Here is a 17,337-nt window from a genome sequence, read left to right on the forward strand (position 1 = left end):
GGTAGCGCCATGAGGCATCCCCCCGTTGGGAATCGCGGCCCTGGAAGCCTCCCTTCCAGGGCCGCTGCCATGAAAAAGGCTTCCGGTGAGGGTGACGAGCGCGCCGCACCGAAAGCCCGATTGGAGGCTCGTTATGCACATGCGCAAAAGGTCGGCGCTTCTTGTGGCCGCCGTGGGTGCGCTGCTCATCGGCGGTGCGGGCGGAGCCGACGCCGCCGCTCCCGGTCCCAGCCGCGCGGCAGGCGCCAACGGCGGGACGCAGAGCAATCGCTGCACCACCAGTTCCGTTGTCGGCACCATCACCGTGGCGGCTGGCCCGACCGAACTCAGCAATCAGACCGACTGCGTCAACAGCGCCGAGTCGGGTGTGTCGGAGCAGGAGAACCGCTGCCGTACCCACTCCGTCGTCGGTCCGATCACCGTCGCCCTGGCTCCCGGATCCGAGATCAAGAACGGGACCAACTGCGTCAACGTCAGCAAGTCGGGGGGTGTGACGAAGCAGACCAATGACTGTCGCACCACCTCCGTGCTGGGCCCGATCACGATCGGCCCCGGCTCTGACGTCACCACCGAGACCAACTGTGCCAATGTCGCCGGCTCCGACCCCCAGAATGGACGTCAGGGCACGACCGCGAACGGCACGAAGAGCGGCAAGAGCGGTGGCCAGGGAAACCGTCAGCGGTCCTGAAACACCGAGCTCACCGGAGTTTGCCACCAAGCTTCCGGAAAAAGTCGCCCATGATGAACGCGGCCTTGGGGAAATTCCCCCCGGGGTCGCGTTCATTTTTTGCGAAGAGAAATCCACCGACTTCCGCACCGGCTGAATATACCTTTGCCGAATATACCTTTACTGTGGCGGATGGGTGATGCTTCCGCTACTCCCGGATCCCGGCTTGCGGAAATCTCGTTTAGGAGGTGTCTGCGGATCATTCGCGGAGAACCCGATATGGAGGCACCAGAACAATGCAGATCGGTAAGAAGGCAGCTCTCATCGCCGCGGCGGCCGCGGGCACAATGGTAGTCGGCGGCGCCGCCAGCGCGAGTGCCCACGGCCTCTTCCCGCAGTCCAGCGGGGCTCAGCGAAACCTCTGCGAGACGGCGACCGGCGCCACCACCAACACCGCCGCGACCGCTCCCACCGGCGACCTCGACCTCGGTTCGGACTGCGTCAACTTCGCCAGCAACGTTGGTTCGATCTCCCAGTCCAACGAATGCGAGACGGCCACCGGCGACACCCTCATCACCACCGTGGCCGCCCCGACCGGCGAAACCGACATCGGCTCCGACTGCACGAACATCGCGATCAACGACGCCCCGGTCGTGGTCGTGCACAAGGAGGAGCAGAAGCAGCAGCACAAGGCCAAGGACTCGCACAAGGCCAAGAAGGTCCACAAGGCCAAGGCAGACCCGCACAAGGCCAAGAAGCACCACAAGGCCAAGGCGAAGAAGAAGGACTGCAAGCACTGAGCGATCGATCTCGCGAGCGATCTCGCGGTCGACCACGCGGCGCCCCCGGCAGCGACTTCCGGGGGCGCCGCGGCCTTCAGCCGGGTCGTTCGGTGGTTCAGGAACGTGCTTCAGCGGCGTGTTTCAGCATCCCGCAAGAGCCGGTACACACTGATTCGGGTTGTTAGCGGTGACCGTGGTCGCGGAGAGCGAGATCGTGCCGCCGTCGGTAAAGATCCCACCGCCCTGACCGCCATTGGCCGTATTACCGGTGACCGTGTCCCCGATCATTTGCGTCGTGCCCGCGTGCTGGAACACCCCACCGCCGTTCAGCGTCGCGGTATTTCCGGACACGGTGGTGGCCAGTACGCGCAGTGCGCTGCCCATATTGGCGATACCGCCACCGAAACTGCCGGCGGTGTTCTCGGCGACCCGGCCGCCGTTGATCGTGAGATCTCCGACCGCGGTCGAGATACCGCCGCCCTCGAAGCTGGTGGTCCTGTTCCGCGCGACCGTGACGGCGCTCAGCAGCGTCGTTCCGAAGTTACTGACGCCGCCGCCCGAGCTGGACGCGGTGTTGTCGGAGATGTTGCCGCCCGAGACGCTGAGGGTGGCCGACGTATTGACGTGGATGCCGCCGCCGTCCCCCGCGGAATTGTGCGTCACATCCGTGGCCGAAAGCACCGCTGAACCACCCGAGGCGACCTCGATGCCACCGCCGACGTTGCTCGCGGTGTTGCCCGTGACCGTGGCGTTGATCAGCCTCAGCGAGCCCGCGTCGAGGATGCCACCGCCGTCGGTGCCCGCGCCCGAGGTCGCCCGGCCGCCCGAGAAGGTCACGCCGTTGACCGTAAGGCTTCCACCGGGCGCGATCTCCGCGAGCCGGAAGTCGCCGGCGGCCGCACTGCGTCTGATGGTCGCTTGGGTCCCACTGATGGCCACGTTACGAGTGATGAGCGGCAGTCCGTCGGGGCCGTTGGGGCCGCCGGTGTACGCCGCGGTGCCCAGCGTGTACGTACACCCCGTGGCCAGGGCGACGGAGCCGCCCGATGGCGAGCTGTTGGCCGCGCTCACCGCGGTGATCAGCGCCGCCACGTCCCCGCAGGGCACCGGGGCCGCCGTCTCGTCCGCCCCTCCGGCGCCTCCCTTCCCTTCGGCGGACGCGGGAGCGGAAACCGCCCATGCCGATACCGCCAGCGCCATGACGGGGATCAATCCCCGGATCGTTGTCGCGAGTCGCACGAGGAGTCTCCTTTAGCGTTTCCGAGCAGCGGGGTCAGACGCAGCAGGTTCAGACTCTGCGGTCGAGTACCGTTCGGCATCCGCTCAAGCGCCGGTCGAGTGAGACTCGATCTTCTGTACGACGGGGGTGCGAACACCCCGGTCCCGGGCCGCGAAAGACCGCGCGACGGGACCCTCAGAAACGACGAAACCGCAGGTCACCGATGGCGCCTGCGGTTTCCGAGGTGGGTCATCAGGGGCTCGAACCCTGAACCAATGGATTAAAAGTCCACTGCTCTGCCAATTGAGCTAATGACCCGCACCCCCGCAGCATAGCTCGGCCGGGGGCCAACACCCGAGCCAATACCCTCCGGGAGCGAAAGGCCGTGCAACAGCGCGGTGTTGCACGGCCCTCCAGACGGCCCGATCAGCCGTTGCGCTTCCAGCGCGGCTTGTCGGCGCGGCGGTCGATGGACGAGCCGCCGGAGCGCTCGTACGAACGGCCGCCGGTGGAACCGCCCCGGTGGTCGTCACGGCGGGCCGGGCGGTCGTCGCGACGGTCACGGTTGAACGGACGGTCCCCGCCACGGTGGTTGTGGTCGCGGCGCTCGAAGGAACGGCCACCACGGTCGTTCTCCCGGCGGTCGCGGCCGAAGCCACCGCGGTCGTCACGGCGCTCGTACGGACGGCCGCCACGGTCGTCCCGCCGTCCGAAGTTGCCACGGTCGTCGCGGCGGTCACGGTTGAAGCCGCCACGGTCGCGGTCGTTGCTGTCCCGGCGGTCGAAGGAACGGCCGCCACGGTCGTTGTCCCGACGGTCGCGGTTGAACGGGCGGTCCCCGCCACGGTCGTCACGGCGGTCGTCGCGACGGTCATCCCGGCGGTCGCGGTTGAAGCCGCCACGGTCGCGGTCGTTGCTGTCCCGGCGGTCGAAGGAGCGACCGCCCCGGTCGTTGTCCCGACGGTCGCGGTTGAACGGGCGGTCGTCGCGACGGTCGTCACGCCGGTCCCGGTCCCGGTTGAAGCCGCGGTCGTTGTCCCGGCGGTCGAAGGAACGGCCACCTCGGTCGTTGTCCCGGCGGTCGTACGAGGAGCGGCGCGGCGCCTCGTCGTCGCCCGCGCCCTCGGCGGCGTCCGCGGACTTCACCGCGGGCACGGTCACGGGCTCCGCCGTACGCTGCGCCGGCAGCGTCACAGCGGCCGCGGCCACCGTCTCCGCCCCGGCCTCGGCCGCGGGCTCCGCCGGTGCCACGGTCTCGCCGCGCTCACGCGCAGCCCGCGCGGACAGCCGGTCGGCCTCCTCGCGGAGCTCGGCCGCGCGCCGCTGCACCCGCTCCAGCTCCCGGCTGAGGTCCTGCACCTCGCGCTCGGCCTGCTTGGCCGCGTTCGAGGCCGCCTCCGCCTGCACCTCGGTGAGCGAACGCGCGCCGGTGATCTGGGCCACGTCCTCGTCGAACGCACCGCCGCCGCCGACGATGTGACGGGAGGCGTCGACGCCCGCGTCCTCCATCAGCCGGAAGATCTGGCGGCGCTGGTGCGGCAGGGCCAGCGAGACCACGGTGCCGCTCTGGCCCGCCCGGGCCGTACGGCCGGAGCGGTGCAGATAGTCCTTGTGGTCGCCGGCCGGGTCCACGTTCAGCACCAGGTCGATGCCGTCGACGTGGATACCGCGCGCGGCGACGTCCGTGGCGACGAGCACGTTGACGTACCCGTCCTTGAAGTCGGCCAGCGTGCGGGTACGGGCGCCCTGCGTCATGCCGCCGTGCAGCGCGTCGGCGCGCACGCCCGCGTCGCACAGCTGCTCGGCGACGCGGTCGCAACCCAGCTGGGTCCGCACGAAGATGATGGTGCGGCCCTTGCGCGCCGCGATGGCCGCGGTGACCGGGGCCTTGTCCTTCGGCTTCACCACGAGCACGTGGTGGGTCATCGTGGTGACCGCGCCCTGCGCCGAGTCGACCTCGTGGGTGACCGGGTCGACCAGGTAGCGCTTGACCAGGCTGTCGATCTCGTTCTCCAGCGTCGCGGAGAACAGCAGCCGCTGGCCGCCCTGCGGCACCAGGTCCAGGATCTCGGTGACCTCGGGCAGGAAGCCCATGTCGGCCATCTGGTCGGCCTCGTCGAGGACGGCGACCTGGACCTTGTCGAGGGACGCGGCGCCGCGGTCGATGATGTCGCGCAGTCGGCCCGGGGTGGCGACGAGGATGTCCACCCCCCGCTCCAGCGCGTAGATCTGATTGCCCATCGAGGTGCCGCCGCAGACGACCTTGAGCTTGAGGCCGAGGACATCGCCGTAAGGCTGCAGCGCGTCGCTCACCTGCATCGCCAGCTCGCGGGTCGGGGTCAGGATGAGACCCCGGGGGCGCTTCTTCTCGGTGTGTCCGCCGGCCAGCGTGGTCAGCAGCGGAAGACCGAACGAGAGGGTCTTGCCGGAGCCGGTACGGCCGCGGCCGAGGATGTCCTTCCCGGCCATGGCGTCGGGGATGGTCGCGGCCTGGATCGGGAAGGGCGTGGTCACGCCGTTCTGCGCCAGCTTGCGGACGATCTGTTCGGGGAGGCCGAGGTCGGCGAAAGTGATGTCGGGCGCCTTAGGGGTCTCGGGGGCTTCCGTGGCGGCCTGCTCAGCCTGCTCGTCGCGCTGCTCCTGCTCGAACGGCTCGGCCGGAGCGGTCAGCTCGTTCGGCTCATCGACAGCGGGCATGACGGCGTGATCAGTGGAAACGGACATGCGAAATGCGAAACCTTCCGGAGTCTCGGCACGCGCCCAAACTCCGTGTTGTCGCAAACGACCGCCTCTATGCGGTCAGCCACGGGATGGCAAGGAACGCGCCTCACGGCGCACTTTTACGAGGCGCCGGGCAAATGGGATCAAACGATCTACCACCATACGCACCTTGACCCCTCAAGAGCAAATTGGCTCCGTCGGTGGTGGACGGCGGGGCCGGGTCCTTTGGCCCGGTCCGATGCGTCTGCTGGATCTTCGGGGACTTCTGAGCCGTCTGGGTGGTGGGGGTCTTCTGGGTCGTGGGGGGTAGCGGGCTCGTCTGGGTCTTCTGGGGCTGGTGGGTCTTCTGGTGGGTCTTCTGGGTCCGGGTCGTCGCGGGGTCGGCCCGCGGCGTCCGGGGCGGGTCAGCCCGCCGGCTGGGCCGACGGGGAGGCGGGCGCGGTCGGGGGCTGGGCGTCGGTCGGCTTCGGGTCCGGCGCGCTCGGCGGCGGGCTCGTCGGCCGGGGCGCGGGGGGCGCGTCGGACGGGGTGGCGCCGCCCGGCTGCGGCGGGGCGGAGGGGTCCGGTCCATGGTGCGGGGCCCCGTGCTTACCGGGCGGGGCCGAGGGCTCGGTCTCGGGGTCGGTCGCGGAGGCCGAGGCCGACCGGTCCTCGCCGTCCTTCCGCTTCTCGCCCTTCTTCCCCTTCCCCTTCCCGTCCTTCTTCTCCCGGCCGGAGTCCTCGTACGCAGGCCCCCTGCCGTCCGACCGCACCACGGCGCCGCCCGTGTCCGCCGCCTCGCCCTTCTGGTGGGAGCCACGGTGTTTGTCCGGCCGCTCGGGGTCGTCGGCGATGCTCATGCAGCCGCCCAGCGCCATCGTGACGGCCACGAGTGCCGCGAGCGCCGCACCGCGCGCCGCGGGACGGGGCGCACGCCGGGAGGGACGGGAGGGCCCGGACGTCCGGGGGGAACGGGCGGTGCGAGGAGCGGGGGATCCGGGCACGGGGAATCCAGGCATGCGCGGGACACCTCCAGACGGCAGGGATGTGACGCCCTGCCCAACTGGCCCCGACCCGCCCAGGACACGCATACGGCGCGGACCCGGCCCATCGCGTGGACCGCGCGTCCGGCGTCGGTCGTAGGCGGGGGCGGCCGGAGGCCGATACCGGCAGCGGGTCGGGACCGGCGGAAGCCGGGATCGGCGGCGGGCCGGGCCGGTAGAGGCCGGGACCGGCAGAAGCCAGGGTCGGCGGCGGGCCGGGGTGGGCGGAAGGGAGCGGCCGAGGTCAGGGGATCAGCCGAGGTCAGGGATGAGCCGAGGTCAGGGGATCAGCCGTAGCCGAGCGCGTGCAGCCGGTCGTCGTCGATCCCGAAGTGGTGCGCGATCTCATGGACCACGGTCACCTCGGTCTCCTGGACGACATCCTCCCGCGTCTCGCTCATCCGCAGCGTCGGACCCCGGTAGACCGTGATCCGGTCCGGCAGGACACCCGCGTACCACTCACCACGGTCGGTGAGCGGCGTCCCCTCGTAGAGCCCGAGCAGCTCGGGATCCTCCGCCGGCGGCTCGTCCTCCACGAACACGGCGACGTTGTCCATGAGCCGTGTCAGCTCCGGCGGAATCCGGTCCAGCGCCTCGGCGACCAGTTCCTCGAACTCCTCGCGCGTCATCTCCAGCACGAGGCCATTGTCAGGCAGCCGGGCCCGGAAAAGGAGCGGTCCGCGCCAAGGCATCCGCGCCGGACGCAGGACAGGCGCATGGGAGGCCCGTCACCGCCCCGACCTCCAGCGCGCCACCACCGCCCGGGCGCCAGGCACACCACCATCTCCGGGGCGCCAGGCGCACCGCCACCGCCCGCCCCCATTCCGCCCCCGCGCCACCCAGGCATACGCCCCCGTACGGCCGGGCATACGGGAGCAATGGCCCGCGAACCGCTCCGGCTGCTCCGTGCCACCGCCCAGCGCGCACGTACCGCGGCCGTCTCCCCTATTCGCCGCTTCCGCCGCCCCTCGCGTCCCCGTTCCCCTGCCGCCTCCCCCAAAGCCGCAGCGTTCGACCCCTCGGCACTCGACCCCACCGCGGGCCCACGCCCCCTCGTCCGCGCCGCCGGGCTGGCCGCCGTGACCGTCCTCGGCGCCTGGATCGGACTGCTGGTGGTCGGCAGCGTCCATATCTCCGTCGGCCCCATGGACACCCGGATGGCGCTGCGGCCGTCCCTCACCGGCGGCACCAAGATCAACGTGGCCCCGCTGGGCGCGCTCGAGCTGAACAGCCACCACGCCCCGCTCCGCCTGGACGTGGATGTGGACCGACTCGACCCCATACGGTCGCAGGCCCTCGTCGACCACCCCGAGCGGCTCTCCGGGCTGCAGGACGAGGTCGCGAGCGATGTCACCCGCGGCACCCTCGGCCTCGCGTTCCGCTCCTGCGTCGCCGTCGTCTTCGGCGCCACCGCGCTGGGCCTTGCGGTCTACCGCCGCCCGCGCCGGGCGCTGGCCGCCGGGGGGCTCGCGCTCACGCTGCTGACCGCCTCCGGGGGCGCCGTCTACGCCACCTGGAACCCCAATTCCGTCCTGGAGCCGCGCTACTCCGGACTGCTCTCCAGCGCCCCCTCGGTGGTCGGCAACGCACGCAGCATCGTGAGCGATTTCGACGTATACCAGCGGGAGTTGGCCCGGCTGGTGACCAATGTCACCCAGCTCTACGAGGCGACCTCGACGCTCCCCGCGTATCAGCCCGATCCGACCACCATGCGGGTTCTGCACATCTCGGATGTCCATCTCAATCCGGCCGCGTGGCACATCGTGCAATCGCTGGTGCGGCAGTACAAGGTCAGCGTGATCATCGACACCGGCGACACGATGGACCACGGCACCGCCGCCGAGAACGGCTTCCTCGACCCGGTCTCCGACCTCGGCGCCCCCTATGTCTGGGTGCGCGGCAACCACGACTCGGCGGCGACCCAGCGCTACCTCGCGCAGCGCAAGGGGGCGCATGTGGTGGACAACGGCCAGGTGATCAACATCGCCGGGCTGCGGATCGCGGGCATCGGCGATCCGCAGTTCACCCCCGACCGTTCCAGCGCGGCCGCCGGTGACGCGGCCGAGCACAGCGCCGGGCGGCGGCTGGCCGAGGCGATCCGGGACCGCAAGGCCACCGGCGCCCCGGTCGACATCGCCCTCGCCCACAACCCGATCGCCGCCCGGGAGACCGACGGCACGGTGCCGCTCGCCCTCACCGGCCACGTCCATCACCGCCGTACGGAGGTGCTCCCCGGCGGCACCCGGCTGATGACGGAGGGGTCGACGGGCGGCAGCGGGCTGCGCGCGGTGGACGACGGCACACCGGACACGGTGCAGGCGTCGGTCCTCTATCTGGACCGGGACACGCGCCGGCTCCAGGCGTGGGACGAGATCGATCTGGGCGGTCTGGGCCTGGCGAAGGCCGAGGTCAGCCGTCATCTGCCGGCCGAGAACCGCCCGGGGGCGACGCCGACGCCCACCACTCCGTAAACCGTTTTGGCGAACCTCACCGGCATCCCATATGCTTCTCGCGTCCCCGAAAGCGCCGCAAGGCGCCCAGGTGGGCCATCGGCCCTCATCGTCTAGTGGCCCAGGACGCCGCCCTTTCAAGGCGGTAGCACGGGTTCGAATCCCGTTGGGGGCACCACATTCTTTAGTCACCGCAGGTCAGCACGCACCTGCCGGTGACTTTTTTATGCCCACACGCACTCCGGAAACCCCGGCACCTCCGGGGGCCCCAGAACCCCCGGAATGACTCCCTCCCCCACGGGGTTGTACGCGACGGACCCGCCGCAGGCCCCACGTACGCGAGGGAGCGCAGATGACCGTCCAGGACGTCGACCGGACCAGCTTCGCCGAGGAGTGGGAGCGCTGGCACCGCGCCCATGAGCAGGCACTCGCCGACCCCCACGGCTTTCTCGCGATCACTGGCCTGCACTGGCTGAGCCCGGAGCCGGCCCGCTTCGAGGACGCCCCCGGGGCCTGGTCCAGCGGCCCGGAGGGCGTGGTGGTCGAGCTGGCCGACGGCGAGGAGCTGACCATCGACGGCACGGCGGTGCACGGGCGGTACGTCTTCGGGGCCATCGCCGAGCGGGACAGCCTGTACGCGGGGTACGGCGACGCGGTGATCGAGGTCGCCAAGCGCGGCGGCCACGACATCGTCCGTCCCCGCCACCCCGGCAACCCCCTCCGCACCGCCTTCACCGGCACCCCCGCCTACGCCCCCGACCCCCGCTGGGTCCGCGGCGGCCGTTACCTCCCCTTCGACGAGCCGCGCGCGATCACCGTGGGCGCCGCGGTGGAGGGGCTGGAGCACGTCTACGACGCGCCCGGCCAGGTCGAGTTCGAGCTGGAGGACGGCGAGACGCTCCGGCTCACCGTCTTCAACGGCAAGCGGCCCGGCAGCCTGATGGTGCTCCTCACCGACGCGACCTCGGGCGTGACCACCTACGCCGCGAACCGCTCCCTCCAGATCGACGCCCCCGACGACGCCGGCCGCGTCACCCTCGACTTCAACCGCGCCACCAACCTCCCCTGCGCCTACACCGACCTCGCGACCTGCCCCCTGCCACCCACCGAGAACCGGCTCCCGGTCGCGATCGAGGCGGGCGAGCGGATCCCCCTGGAACGCGGCGGCCGCCCCTGACGCAGGCCACCCCGACCGTGTTCTGACCCCCTCGGTGAGCGGTCAGAACACGGTCAGAGGTCTGATACGCTGATCCAGCGACAACGACGCGGCGGAGAAAAATCAAGGCCCGGTTCGATATCGCAAGGAGTGCGAATCCACGGCGGGAAATCCCGTTGGGACCGCACCCCACATGTGCGAGACTCGTGCTCGTACACGCAAGGTCCTGTGGAGCAGTTTGGAGTGCTCGCCACCCTGTCAAGGTGGAGGCCGCGGGTTCAAATCCCGTCAGGACCGCTGCGGCTGGGTAGCTCAGTTGGTACGAGCGTCCGCCTGAAAAGCGGAAGGTCGCCGGTTCGACCCCGGCCCCAGCCACCGCAGCCCTCACCAGGGCAAAGCCCCCTCCCGGGTCATCCGGAGGGGGCTTCTTCGTACCGCCTGCCTACGCCGACCGGTAGGCCTACGTCGCTGTGGCTCCGACGATCTGCCGGACGATGTGGAGGCTCCGGCGCCGGAGTGGATGAGCTGAGGCTCCGCCTGGGTCAGGCGGTGAAACCGCCGTCGATGGTCAGGCTCGCCCCGGTGATGTAGCCGGCCTCAGGGCCGGCCAGGTAGGAAACCAGTCCAGCGATCTCATCTGGGGTCGCTATGCGAGGCAGTGCGAGCCAAGGGAGCATGCCGTCCGCAGCTGGGCTGTCGGCGGACATGCTGTCGTTTGCGGTGGGGCCGGGCTGGATGTTGTTCACACTGACCCCCCGTGGGCCCAGGTCCCTTGCCAGGCCACGCACCAGTCCGGCAACGGCCGCCTTGGTCATGGCATAAGCGGCGCCCCCGGCGAAGGGCACGCGGTCGGCAATCATGCTGCCAATGGTGATGATCCGTCCGCCCTCACCGATATGGGGAAGCGCCGCCCTGATGGCGTGCAGGACGCCACGCACGTTCACATCAATCATCCGGTCGATCTGCTCGGGTTCGAGTGCCTCCACAGGGCCGGCAGCGGCAACACCGGCGTTGCTGACAAGAACGTCCAAGCGCCCGAGAGCAGAGACCGTTCGTTCGACCGCTGCCGTGGCCGCGTCCGGGTCGGCAGCGTCAGCCCGGAGACTCAGTGCACGCCCACCGGCGTGCTCGATCTCCCGCACGACCTGATCCGCACGGTCCGGCGATGCCGAGTAGGTCAACGCCACTGGCAGGCCGTCGCCGGCCAGGCGCCGGGCAATGGCGGCTCCGATGCCGCGAGAGCCACCAGTTACCAGGGCTACTTTCTCGATGCTCATGTTCAGCGCCTCCACAGGCCCTTATGTCGATGACCATCGAACACTACGATGATCATCGACATGGCGGCAAGCCTCCACTACGATCACCAGGGTGAGCACGCAGATCGAGACACCGCACCCGACCTCGGACGAGCTGCGGCTGGCCACAGTCCTGGCAGCGCTGGCCGACCCCGCACGGCTCAGTGCCGTGCGCACCTTGGCCACGATGGGCGAATCGCCGTGCACGCAGTTGCAGCAGGCGGCAGGGCTCGCCATCAGCCGGTCGACCTTCTCCCACCACCAACGGGTGCTGCGCGAAGCCGGCGTCCTCAAGGTCCGAGTGGACGGGGCACGGCGCATGCTCAGCCTGCGCCGGGATGAGCTCGAATCCTGCTTCCCCGGCCTCCTCAACGCGGTGCTCGCCACCGCCCCGGAGCGCCTCGGCACGCCGTAACTCGAACCGCCACCAGCACAGTCACGGCCCGAACGGCGGAAGGTCGCCGGTTCGGCGCCGACCCCAGCCACCACCGGCCTCACCAGGGAAAAGCCCCCTCCCGGGTCACCCGGAGGGGGCTTCTTCGTTGTGGTGTGGACGACCTGCATGGTCCCCGCGGTCAGGGGCGGATCAGGACGGTGCCGACCTTGCCGGGGCGTACCGCGTGCTCCACTGCGCCGGCCAGGTCGTCGAGGCCGTATGTGGCGGCCACGTCGAACTGCTCCGTGAGGGTCAGGGCGATCTGTTTGGCCGTGGCGATGTCGGACGACCGTCGCTCAGGGGATGACTCGGCGGGCCACCCGCTGATGATGTTCTTCCCGCACACTGTCAGGGACTTGCTGACCAGCGTCGATGCATGCACCGAGAGGGGCTCCTCGGCGATCATTCCGTAGCTGACCAGCTTCCCGCCGGGCGCCAGGAGTTCCATAAGGCTCCTCGACATCTCGCCCCCGATCGGGTCCAGGGCCACGCTCACCGGCCGGCCATCGGCGGCCTTGCGGACGTCATCGGTCCAGCCCGGGTGTTCTGTCGCCACGACCCGCACGTCCGGGAACCGCTTGCGCAGCTCGGCCGCACCGCGCTCACTGCGGACGACGTTGATGAGCCCGAAGTTGTGGAACCGCGACACACCCGTCATCAGCCGCCCGACCGACGAACCCGCGGCGGTCTGCACCAGAAACGCCGTCGTAGCCGAAGGCCAGGTGCTCCTGCGCCGCACGGCGCAGCATCACCGCGGTGAGCGGGTTCGTCAGCATCTGTGCGGCGACCGCGTCCGGCAACTTCTCCGGAACGGCGACTACCGCCTCGGCATCCGCCATCAGCCGCTGGGACCACGCCCCTTGCTGGGGGAAGACCGTCACGCGGCCGCCCACCTCGACACCCGGCGCCAACCGCGTGCCCGGGCCGATCGCCTCCACCACCCCGGTGGCCTCGATGCCCGGCGTCACCGGATCCGCGGCCTCCCCCGGGTACGCCTGGATGGCCTGGAGATCACCAGGGTGTACCGGGAAGGCCGTGGTGCGGATGAGGACCTGGCCACGCCCGGGTGCCGTCGGCTCGGGCTCCTCGATGACGGTCAGGACGTCGGCGGGCGACCCGCCACGGGTGTAGACGACACGCCGGTTCATGGCTCTCCTCCTGCGGGGCAAAGCCCCCTCCCGGTGCGTCCGGAGGGGGCTTCTTCGTTTCGGTGGCCGCTGCGTCGCCGTGGCCCGCTGCGTCGTGTCTACCTTCCGCGTGGGCCCCTGGACGGGACCGACGCCGTGAAGAGCGTGACCAGGCGAAGCGGAATACAAGACCGGCAAGTACGAAAATCGCACGAACGAGGGAAGCGTGAGGAGCGTACGGGTGCGGCACGCCTGAAGGGCGGCGGGTCGCCGGTTCCCACCCGCGTCCCGGTGAGCGGAACGCCGCCATTCCCGCCACGAGAACCAACGGCGAACAATCCCCGAACACAACCGAGCCGCAGGTCTTGATCCCATCCGAAGCGGCCATTGGAGAGCCGACATGGCAGACGTGAAGGGCACCCCGAGCGAAGTACGCAAGGCAGCGATCGCAAGTTTGTTCGGTAGCGCATTGGAGTGGTACGACTTCTTCCTCTACGGCACGGCCGCCGCGCTCGTCTTCAACACCCTCTTCTTCCCGACCTTCAACCCGCTGGTGGGGACGATCGCCGCCTTCGGTACCAACGCGGTGGGGTTCCTCGCCCGGCCGTTGGGCGGCGTCATCTTCGGGCACTTCGGGGACCGGATCGGCCGAAAGTCGATGCTGGTGACCACCCTGGTGATCATGGGCGTCGCGACCTGTCTGATCGGCCTGCTGCCCACCTACGCCACCGTCGGGGTCTGGGCGCCGGTGCTGCTGGTGACACTGCGGATCGTGCAGGGCATCGCGGTCGGCGGCGAGTGGGGCGGCGGGGTGCTGATCGTCAGCGAACACGCGCCGAGCCACCGCCGCGGCTTCTACTCGGCCTGGAGCCAGACCGGCGTGGGGCTCGGGTTCGTCCTCTCCGCCGCCGCCTACGCGCTGGCCCAGGAGGTGACCACCAAGGAGTCCTTCCTCGCCTGGGGATGGCGCATTCCGTTCGTGATCGGCATCCTGCTCACCGCCGTCGGACTGCTGATCCGGCTGCGGATCATGGAGACGCCCGCGTTCCAGGAGAAGGAGTCGGAGCCGAAGAAGTCCGCCCCGCCGCTTCTCGACGTCATCCGCACCCACCCCAAGTCCATCCTGATCGCCTTCGGCGCGCGGGTCGCCGAAACCGGTGCGAGTTACCTCTTCCTCACCTTCACCCTCTCCTACGCGTCCGAGATCGGGGTGGGCAAGGGCGTGGTGCTGGGCGCGCTCGTGGTGGGGATGCTGTTCGAGTCGTTCGCGATGCCCATGTTCGGGGCGCTCTCCGACCGCGTCGGACGCCGACCGGTGTATATCGGGGGCGCGATCGCGGTGATCGTCTGGGCGTATCCGTTCTTCGCGCTGTTCGATTCGCGCAATCCGGTGCTGATCTTCGTGGCGATCTTCGTGGCGGTCGTGATCGGCCACGGGGCGATGATCGGCACCCAGCCGGCGTTCTTCACCGAACTCTTCGCCAGCCGGGTGGCCTACAGCGGGCTCGCCCTGGGGCATGAGCTCGCGTCGATGATCGTCGGCGGGTTCTCCCCCATCGTCGCCACCGCGCTGCTCGCCTGGTCGGGCGCGTCCTGGCCGATCGCGCTGTTCCTCATCGGCATGGGCCTGGTCACCGTCTTCGCCGTGGCGGCCGCCCCCGAGACCAACCCGAATGTCATCGGGGACCGCAAGCCCCAGAAGGAGGCCGAGGCGGAGGAGAAGCCCGAGCCGTCCGATTCCTCGCCGATTCACTCCTGACCGGCCTCCCTCGCCGACCGCGTCCTGCCCCGCCCGCCGCCGGTGAGGCCGGCGCGGTCGGTGAGGCCAGCGCGGCCGGGGCGGGGCGACGGCCGGGCGGGGCGCGCCCGAAGTACGCCGGTATCGGCCGTTCCGGCCGTACGCTGGGCTGATGACGCGGCTGATCGTGGCGGGGGGAGGTGGCGGGGACGCCGTTGCCGCCGCGGTGATCGACCGGGCTCTGTACGGGCCCGGTACGGCCGACGACCGGGCGGTGGTCCTGACCTACGCCTGGGACCGGCTGCTCGTCGACCCCGTCCCCGGACCCCGGGGAGCGGCCGACTTCACCGGGCTGCGGGCGCTCACGCCGAGCGTGTACGCCGTGCCCAAGGACGCGCGGCCGGTGGCGCCGGCCGGATCCACCCTGCCCCGGCTGGCCGCCGAGCTGCCGCACACCTTCGCGCTGCTCGACCCCCACCACGGGGTGGAAGGCATGGTCCGGCAACTGGAAGAGCTGATCGAGCACCTGGCCCCGGCCTCGATCGACCTGCTGGACGTGGGCGGCGACATCCTCGCGCGGGGCGATGAGCCGACGCTGCGCAGCCCGCTCGGGGACGCGCTGTCGCTTGCCGCGTGCGCGCAGGTGACCGCGGAGATCCGGCTCCTGGTCGCCGGGCCGGGGCTGGACGGGGAGCTCCCGGTGGACGTGCTGCGCGAACGGCTGGGGCCGGTGGTCCATACGCTCACCGCCGAGGACGTCGCGCCCATCGGTCCCGTCATGGAGTGGCATCCGTCGGAGGCCACCGGCATGCTCACGGCCACCGCGCGCGGGGTGCGCGGGCTGTGCGAGGTGCGGGACGCGGGGCTCACCATTCCGCTGACGGAGGACGGGCCCGTGGTCCATCAGGCGGATCTCGACGCCGCGTTCCGCCGCAACCGGCTCGCCGGGGCCATCGCCGATACGACCGGTCTCGCCGAGGCCGAGCGGCACTGCCGGGACATCTGCGGATACTCGGAGATCGACTACGAGCGGGAGAAGGCCACGCGGTTCGGGGCGGCGCCCGAGGGCCCGTTCCGGCCCAGGGCCGTACTGGCCGGGGTCGCCCGCTTCGCGGAGGAGGCCCGCGCCCGCGGGGTCAGCCACACCACCTTCCGCCGCCTCACCGAGGCCCTGGGCCTGAGCGGTGTGCAACGCGCGGATCTACGGGCCCTGCTGATCGGGACTCAGCCGGAGGGGTACGACGACGCCCCGCTGTGGCGGCTGTGATCGCCCGGATGGGCTATAGTTGATCTCGCAACGCCGCCCCAACGGGGCGGGAGTTGATGCGTCGGTCGTCTAAGGAAAGATACTCGTCTCCAAACGAGGGATGTAGGTGCAAGGCCTGCTCGGCGCTCCTTGGAGAAGTCCCTCCCCTGATCTTCGGGGGAGGGACTTTTTTGTATGCCCGCACCGCACCCACCGCACCCACCGCACCGCACCCTCAGCACCGCGTCGGCGTCGCCCTCGGCGGCCGCCCGCCCGGGTGGCGGTGGCGCCAGGTCCAGAAGACCACGGCGGACACCACGGACCAGCCCCCCAGCACCAGGAAGGGAAAGGGGTGCTGGTGGTGAGGGAAGTAGATCGCGGTGTGCTGGGCGTTGACCGAGGCACCCGGCGGGAGCCAGCGGCCGACGGTGCCCAGGAGTGAGGGGAGCAGGGGCCAGGAGACGGCGCCGCCGGAGGACGGGTTGCCGAGGATCACCATCACGCCCCAGGTGGGCAGGAGCGCCCAGCGCCCGAAGAGGACGTTGAACATGGAGAACACCAGCCCCGAGGTGAACATCGTCAACGCCAGGATCGCCCACGACTCCGCGAAGGGGAGCTGGAGCGCCTTCAGCCCCCAGTCCACGATCGCCGCGATCGAGAAGGCTCCGAGCATGGCGTACGCGACGTTGAAGCCGATCCGCTCGGCCGGGTTGAGCCCGGCGGCGTTGACGCTGAGCTGGATGGCGCCGAGGAAGCCGATGATCGTGGCGGCCAGGGAGATGTAGAAGACCGCGAGTCCGCGCGGGTCGCCGGGCTGCAGCGGTTTCAGATCCCTGACCGTGACGGGCACCCCGGAGGCCCGGCCCACCCTGCTACCGGCCTGGCTGAGCACCTGGGCCACGGTCGCCCCCGCCGCGCCCGCGACATCGAGCTCGACGCCATGGTCGCGCGCCCGCAGGATCGCGAAGACCCGCTGCTCCTCCAGGGACCAGTGGGCCTTCGCATAGCTGGGGTAGGGGTGCAGCTTGAGGGACGCGTTCAGGGCCTTTTCCATCCCGGTGAGGAACTGGTTCCGCACGGCGGAGTCGTCATCGGTGGTCACGATGGCGGTGGGGATGTTCCGGGGGGTGGGATTGGCGAAGGCGAAGGTGTACGAGCCCGCGAAGAGCCCCGCGCCGGCGGAGATGAGCAGCACGATGACGGTCGCGGGGAAGAAGGGGGTGCGCTTGAAGCGGGCCCACCGGGAGAGCCGGTCCGCCCCGCCGTTGCCCGCGTCCACCCCGTCCCCGCCGTTGCCCGCGTCCGCCCTGTCCCTGCCCCGGCCCCTCCCCGCGTCCGCCCCGCCCTTGCCCTCGCGCGCATCACCCCCATCCCCGCCCTTGCCCTCGCCCGCGTCGCCCCCGCCCGCGCCTTCGCCGCTTTCGTCGTCCGCCATGCGTCCACGCTAGAACGGACAATCCCGGCATACCGCACGACGT

Annotated in this window: 15 protein-coding genes and 4 tRNA genes; 10 read left to right on the top strand and 9 right to left on the bottom strand. The window is 70.5% G+C overall.

Going from position 1 to position 17,337, the window contains the following annotated elements; genetic code table 11:
* Positions 1–133 precede the first annotated feature (133 nt).
* Positions 134–688 carry a hypothetical protein gene (locus J8403_RS20400; RefSeq protein WP_211124425.1) on the top strand — a complete coding sequence of 185 codons (555 nt, stop codon included), beginning with the start codon at positions 134–136 and terminating at the stop codon, positions 686–688.
* 275 nt (positions 689–963) lie between these two features.
* A complete protein-coding gene (locus tag J8403_RS20405; RefSeq protein WP_211124426.1) occupies positions 964–1,467 on the top strand; it encodes a hypothetical protein in 504 nt (167 codons plus the stop codon).
* 123 nt (positions 1,468–1,590) lie between these two features.
* Here the strand turns inward: J8403_RS20405 and J8403_RS20410 are convergent, their stop codons facing one another.
* The 5 genes from J8403_RS20410 to J8403_RS20430 form a co-directional block, all read right to left on the bottom strand.
* Positions 1,591–2,688 carry a right-handed parallel beta-helix repeat-containing protein gene (locus J8403_RS20410; protein ID WP_211124427.1) on the bottom strand — a complete coding sequence of 366 codons (1,098 nt, stop codon included), beginning with the start codon at positions 2,686–2,688 and terminating at the stop codon, positions 1,591–1,593.
* A gap of 225 nt (positions 2,689–2,913) precedes the next feature.
* Positions 2,914–2,986: transfer RNA gene (locus tag J8403_RS20415), tRNA-Lys, on the bottom strand.
* A gap of 108 nt (positions 2,987–3,094) precedes the next feature.
* Positions 3,095–5,392 carry a DEAD/DEAH box helicase gene (locus J8403_RS20420; protein ID WP_211124428.1) on the bottom strand — a complete coding sequence of 766 codons (2,298 nt, stop codon included), beginning with the start codon at positions 5,390–5,392 and terminating at the stop codon, positions 3,095–3,097.
* Between the two features lie 401 nt (positions 5,393–5,793).
* Positions 5,794–6,258, bottom strand: a complete 465-nt coding sequence (locus tag J8403_RS20425; RefSeq protein WP_246585913.1) for a hypothetical protein — start codon at positions 6,256–6,258, stop codon at positions 5,794–5,796.
* Positions 6,259–6,698: 440 nt separating this feature from the next.
* Positions 6,699–7,049: a metallopeptidase family protein gene (locus J8403_RS20430; protein WP_211124430.1), complete on the bottom strand. Its 351-nt coding sequence runs from the start codon at positions 7,047–7,049 to the stop codon at positions 6,699–6,701.
* 240 nt (positions 7,050–7,289) lie between these two features.
* On the opposite strand from J8403_RS20430, the gene J8403_RS20435 reads away from it, so the two are divergent.
* The 5 genes from J8403_RS20435 to J8403_RS20455 all read left to right on the top strand — a co-directional run bounded on the left by J8403_RS20435 (position 7,290) and on the right by J8403_RS20455 (position 10,392).
* Positions 7,290–8,882, top strand: a complete 1,593-nt coding sequence (locus J8403_RS20435) for a metallophosphoesterase family protein (protein ID WP_211124431.1) — start codon at positions 7,290–7,292, stop codon at positions 8,880–8,882.
* Positions 8,883–8,963: 81 nt separating this feature from the next.
* Positions 8,964–9,039 (top strand) — tRNA-Glu (locus J8403_RS20440).
* A gap of 174 nt (positions 9,040–9,213) precedes the next feature.
* The gene (locus J8403_RS20445) at positions 9,214–10,038 is read left to right on the top strand and encodes a DUF1684 domain-containing protein (RefSeq protein ID WP_211124432.1); all 825 of its coding nucleotides are present in this window, start codon (positions 9,214–9,216) and stop codon (positions 10,036–10,038) included.
* A gap of 201 nt (positions 10,039–10,239) precedes the next feature.
* Positions 10,240–10,314, top strand: a tRNA-Asp gene (locus tag J8403_RS20450).
* 4 nt (positions 10,315–10,318) lie between these two features.
* Positions 10,319–10,392, top strand: a tRNA-Phe gene (locus J8403_RS20455).
* 167 nt (positions 10,393–10,559) lie between these two features.
* Here J8403_RS20455 and J8403_RS20460 read toward each other — a convergent pair.
* Positions 10,560–11,294, bottom strand: coding sequence for an SDR family oxidoreductase (locus J8403_RS20460; RefSeq protein WP_211124433.1), 735 nt, complete (start codon positions 11,292–11,294; stop codon positions 10,560–10,562).
* 91 nt (positions 11,295–11,385) lie between these two features.
* On the opposite strand from J8403_RS20460, the gene J8403_RS20465 reads away from it, so the two are divergent.
* Complete coding sequence (locus J8403_RS20465; RefSeq protein ID WP_211124434.1) at positions 11,386–11,727, top strand: ArsR/SmtB family transcription factor; 342 nt, start codon at positions 11,386–11,388, stop codon at positions 11,725–11,727.
* Positions 11,728–11,887: 160 nt separating this feature from the next.
* On the opposite strand, the gene J8403_RS43695 is transcribed toward J8403_RS20465, so the two are convergent.
* Positions 11,888–12,397 (bottom strand): zinc-binding dehydrogenase, encoded by a 510-nt coding sequence (locus J8403_RS43695; RefSeq protein WP_246585914.1) that lies wholly within the window; start codon positions 12,395–12,397, stop codon positions 11,888–11,890.
* Positions 12,351–12,896, bottom strand: coding sequence for an alcohol dehydrogenase catalytic domain-containing protein (locus J8403_RS43700; protein WP_246585915.1), 546 nt, complete (start codon positions 12,894–12,896; stop codon positions 12,351–12,353). The genes J8403_RS43695 and J8403_RS43700 overlap by 47 nt, the downstream gene beginning before the upstream one ends.
* 379 nt (positions 12,897–13,275) lie before the next feature.
* On the opposite strand from J8403_RS43700, the gene J8403_RS20475 reads away from it, so the two are divergent.
* Positions 13,276–14,634 carry an MFS transporter gene (locus J8403_RS20475; protein ID WP_211124435.1) on the top strand — a complete coding sequence of 453 codons (1,359 nt, stop codon included), beginning with the start codon at positions 13,276–13,278 and terminating at the stop codon, positions 14,632–14,634.
* 151 nt (positions 14,635–14,785) lie between these two features.
* The gene (locus tag J8403_RS20480; protein WP_211124436.1) at positions 14,786–15,880 is read left to right on the top strand and encodes a DUF1152 domain-containing protein; all 1,095 of its coding nucleotides are present in this window, start codon (positions 14,786–14,788) and stop codon (positions 15,878–15,880) included.
* Between the two features lie 214 nt (positions 15,881–16,094).
* Here J8403_RS20480 and J8403_RS20485 read toward each other — a convergent pair whose 3' ends face one another.
* The gene (locus J8403_RS20485) at positions 16,095–17,294 is read right to left on the bottom strand and encodes an ABC-2 transporter permease (RefSeq protein ID WP_246585916.1); all 1,200 of its coding nucleotides are present in this window, start codon (positions 17,292–17,294) and stop codon (positions 16,095–16,097) included.
* Positions 17,295–17,337 lie beyond the last annotated feature (43 nt).

It is taken from the genome of Streptomyces yatensis (assembly GCF_018069625.1).
Classification (GTDB): Bacteria; Actinomycetota; Actinomycetes; order Streptomycetales; family Streptomycetaceae; genus Streptomyces; species Streptomyces yatensis.

Excerpts from the sequence above, each read along its gene's own strand:
- J8403_RS20480 (WP_211124436.1), top strand. The coding sequence starts at position 14,786 with ATGACGCGGCTGATCGTGGCGGGGGGAGGTGGCGGGGACGCCGTTGCC.
- J8403_RS43700 (WP_246585915.1), bottom strand. The coding sequence starts at position 12,896 with ATGAACCGGCGTGTCGTCTACACCCGTGGCGGGTCGCCCGCCGACGTC.
- J8403_RS20460 (WP_211124433.1), bottom strand. The coding sequence starts at position 11,294 with ATGAGCATCGAGAAAGTAGCCCTGGTAACTGGTGGCTCTCGCGGCATC.
- J8403_RS20405 (WP_211124426.1), top strand. The coding sequence starts at position 964 with ATGCAGATCGGTAAGAAGGCAGCTCTCATCGCCGCGGCGGCCGCGGGC.
- J8403_RS20475 (WP_211124435.1), top strand. The coding sequence starts at position 13,276 with ATGGCAGACGTGAAGGGCACCCCGAGCGAAGTACGCAAGGCAGCGATC.
- J8403_RS20445 (WP_211124432.1), top strand. The coding sequence starts at position 9,214 with ATGACCGTCCAGGACGTCGACCGGACCAGCTTCGCCGAGGAGTGGGAG.
- J8403_RS20435 (WP_211124431.1), top strand. The coding sequence starts at position 7,290 with ATGGCCCGCGAACCGCTCCGGCTGCTCCGTGCCACCGCCCAGCGCGCA.
- J8403_RS20485 (WP_246585916.1), bottom strand. The coding sequence starts at position 17,294 with ATGGCGGACGACGAAAGCGGCGAAGGCGCGGGCGGGGGCGACGCGGGC.
- J8403_RS20420 (WP_211124428.1), bottom strand. The coding sequence starts at position 5,392 with ATGTCCGTTTCCACTGATCACGCCGTCATGCCCGCTGTCGATGAGCCG.
- J8403_RS20400 (WP_211124425.1), top strand. The coding sequence starts at position 134 with ATGCACATGCGCAAAAGGTCGGCGCTTCTTGTGGCCGCCGTGGGTGCG.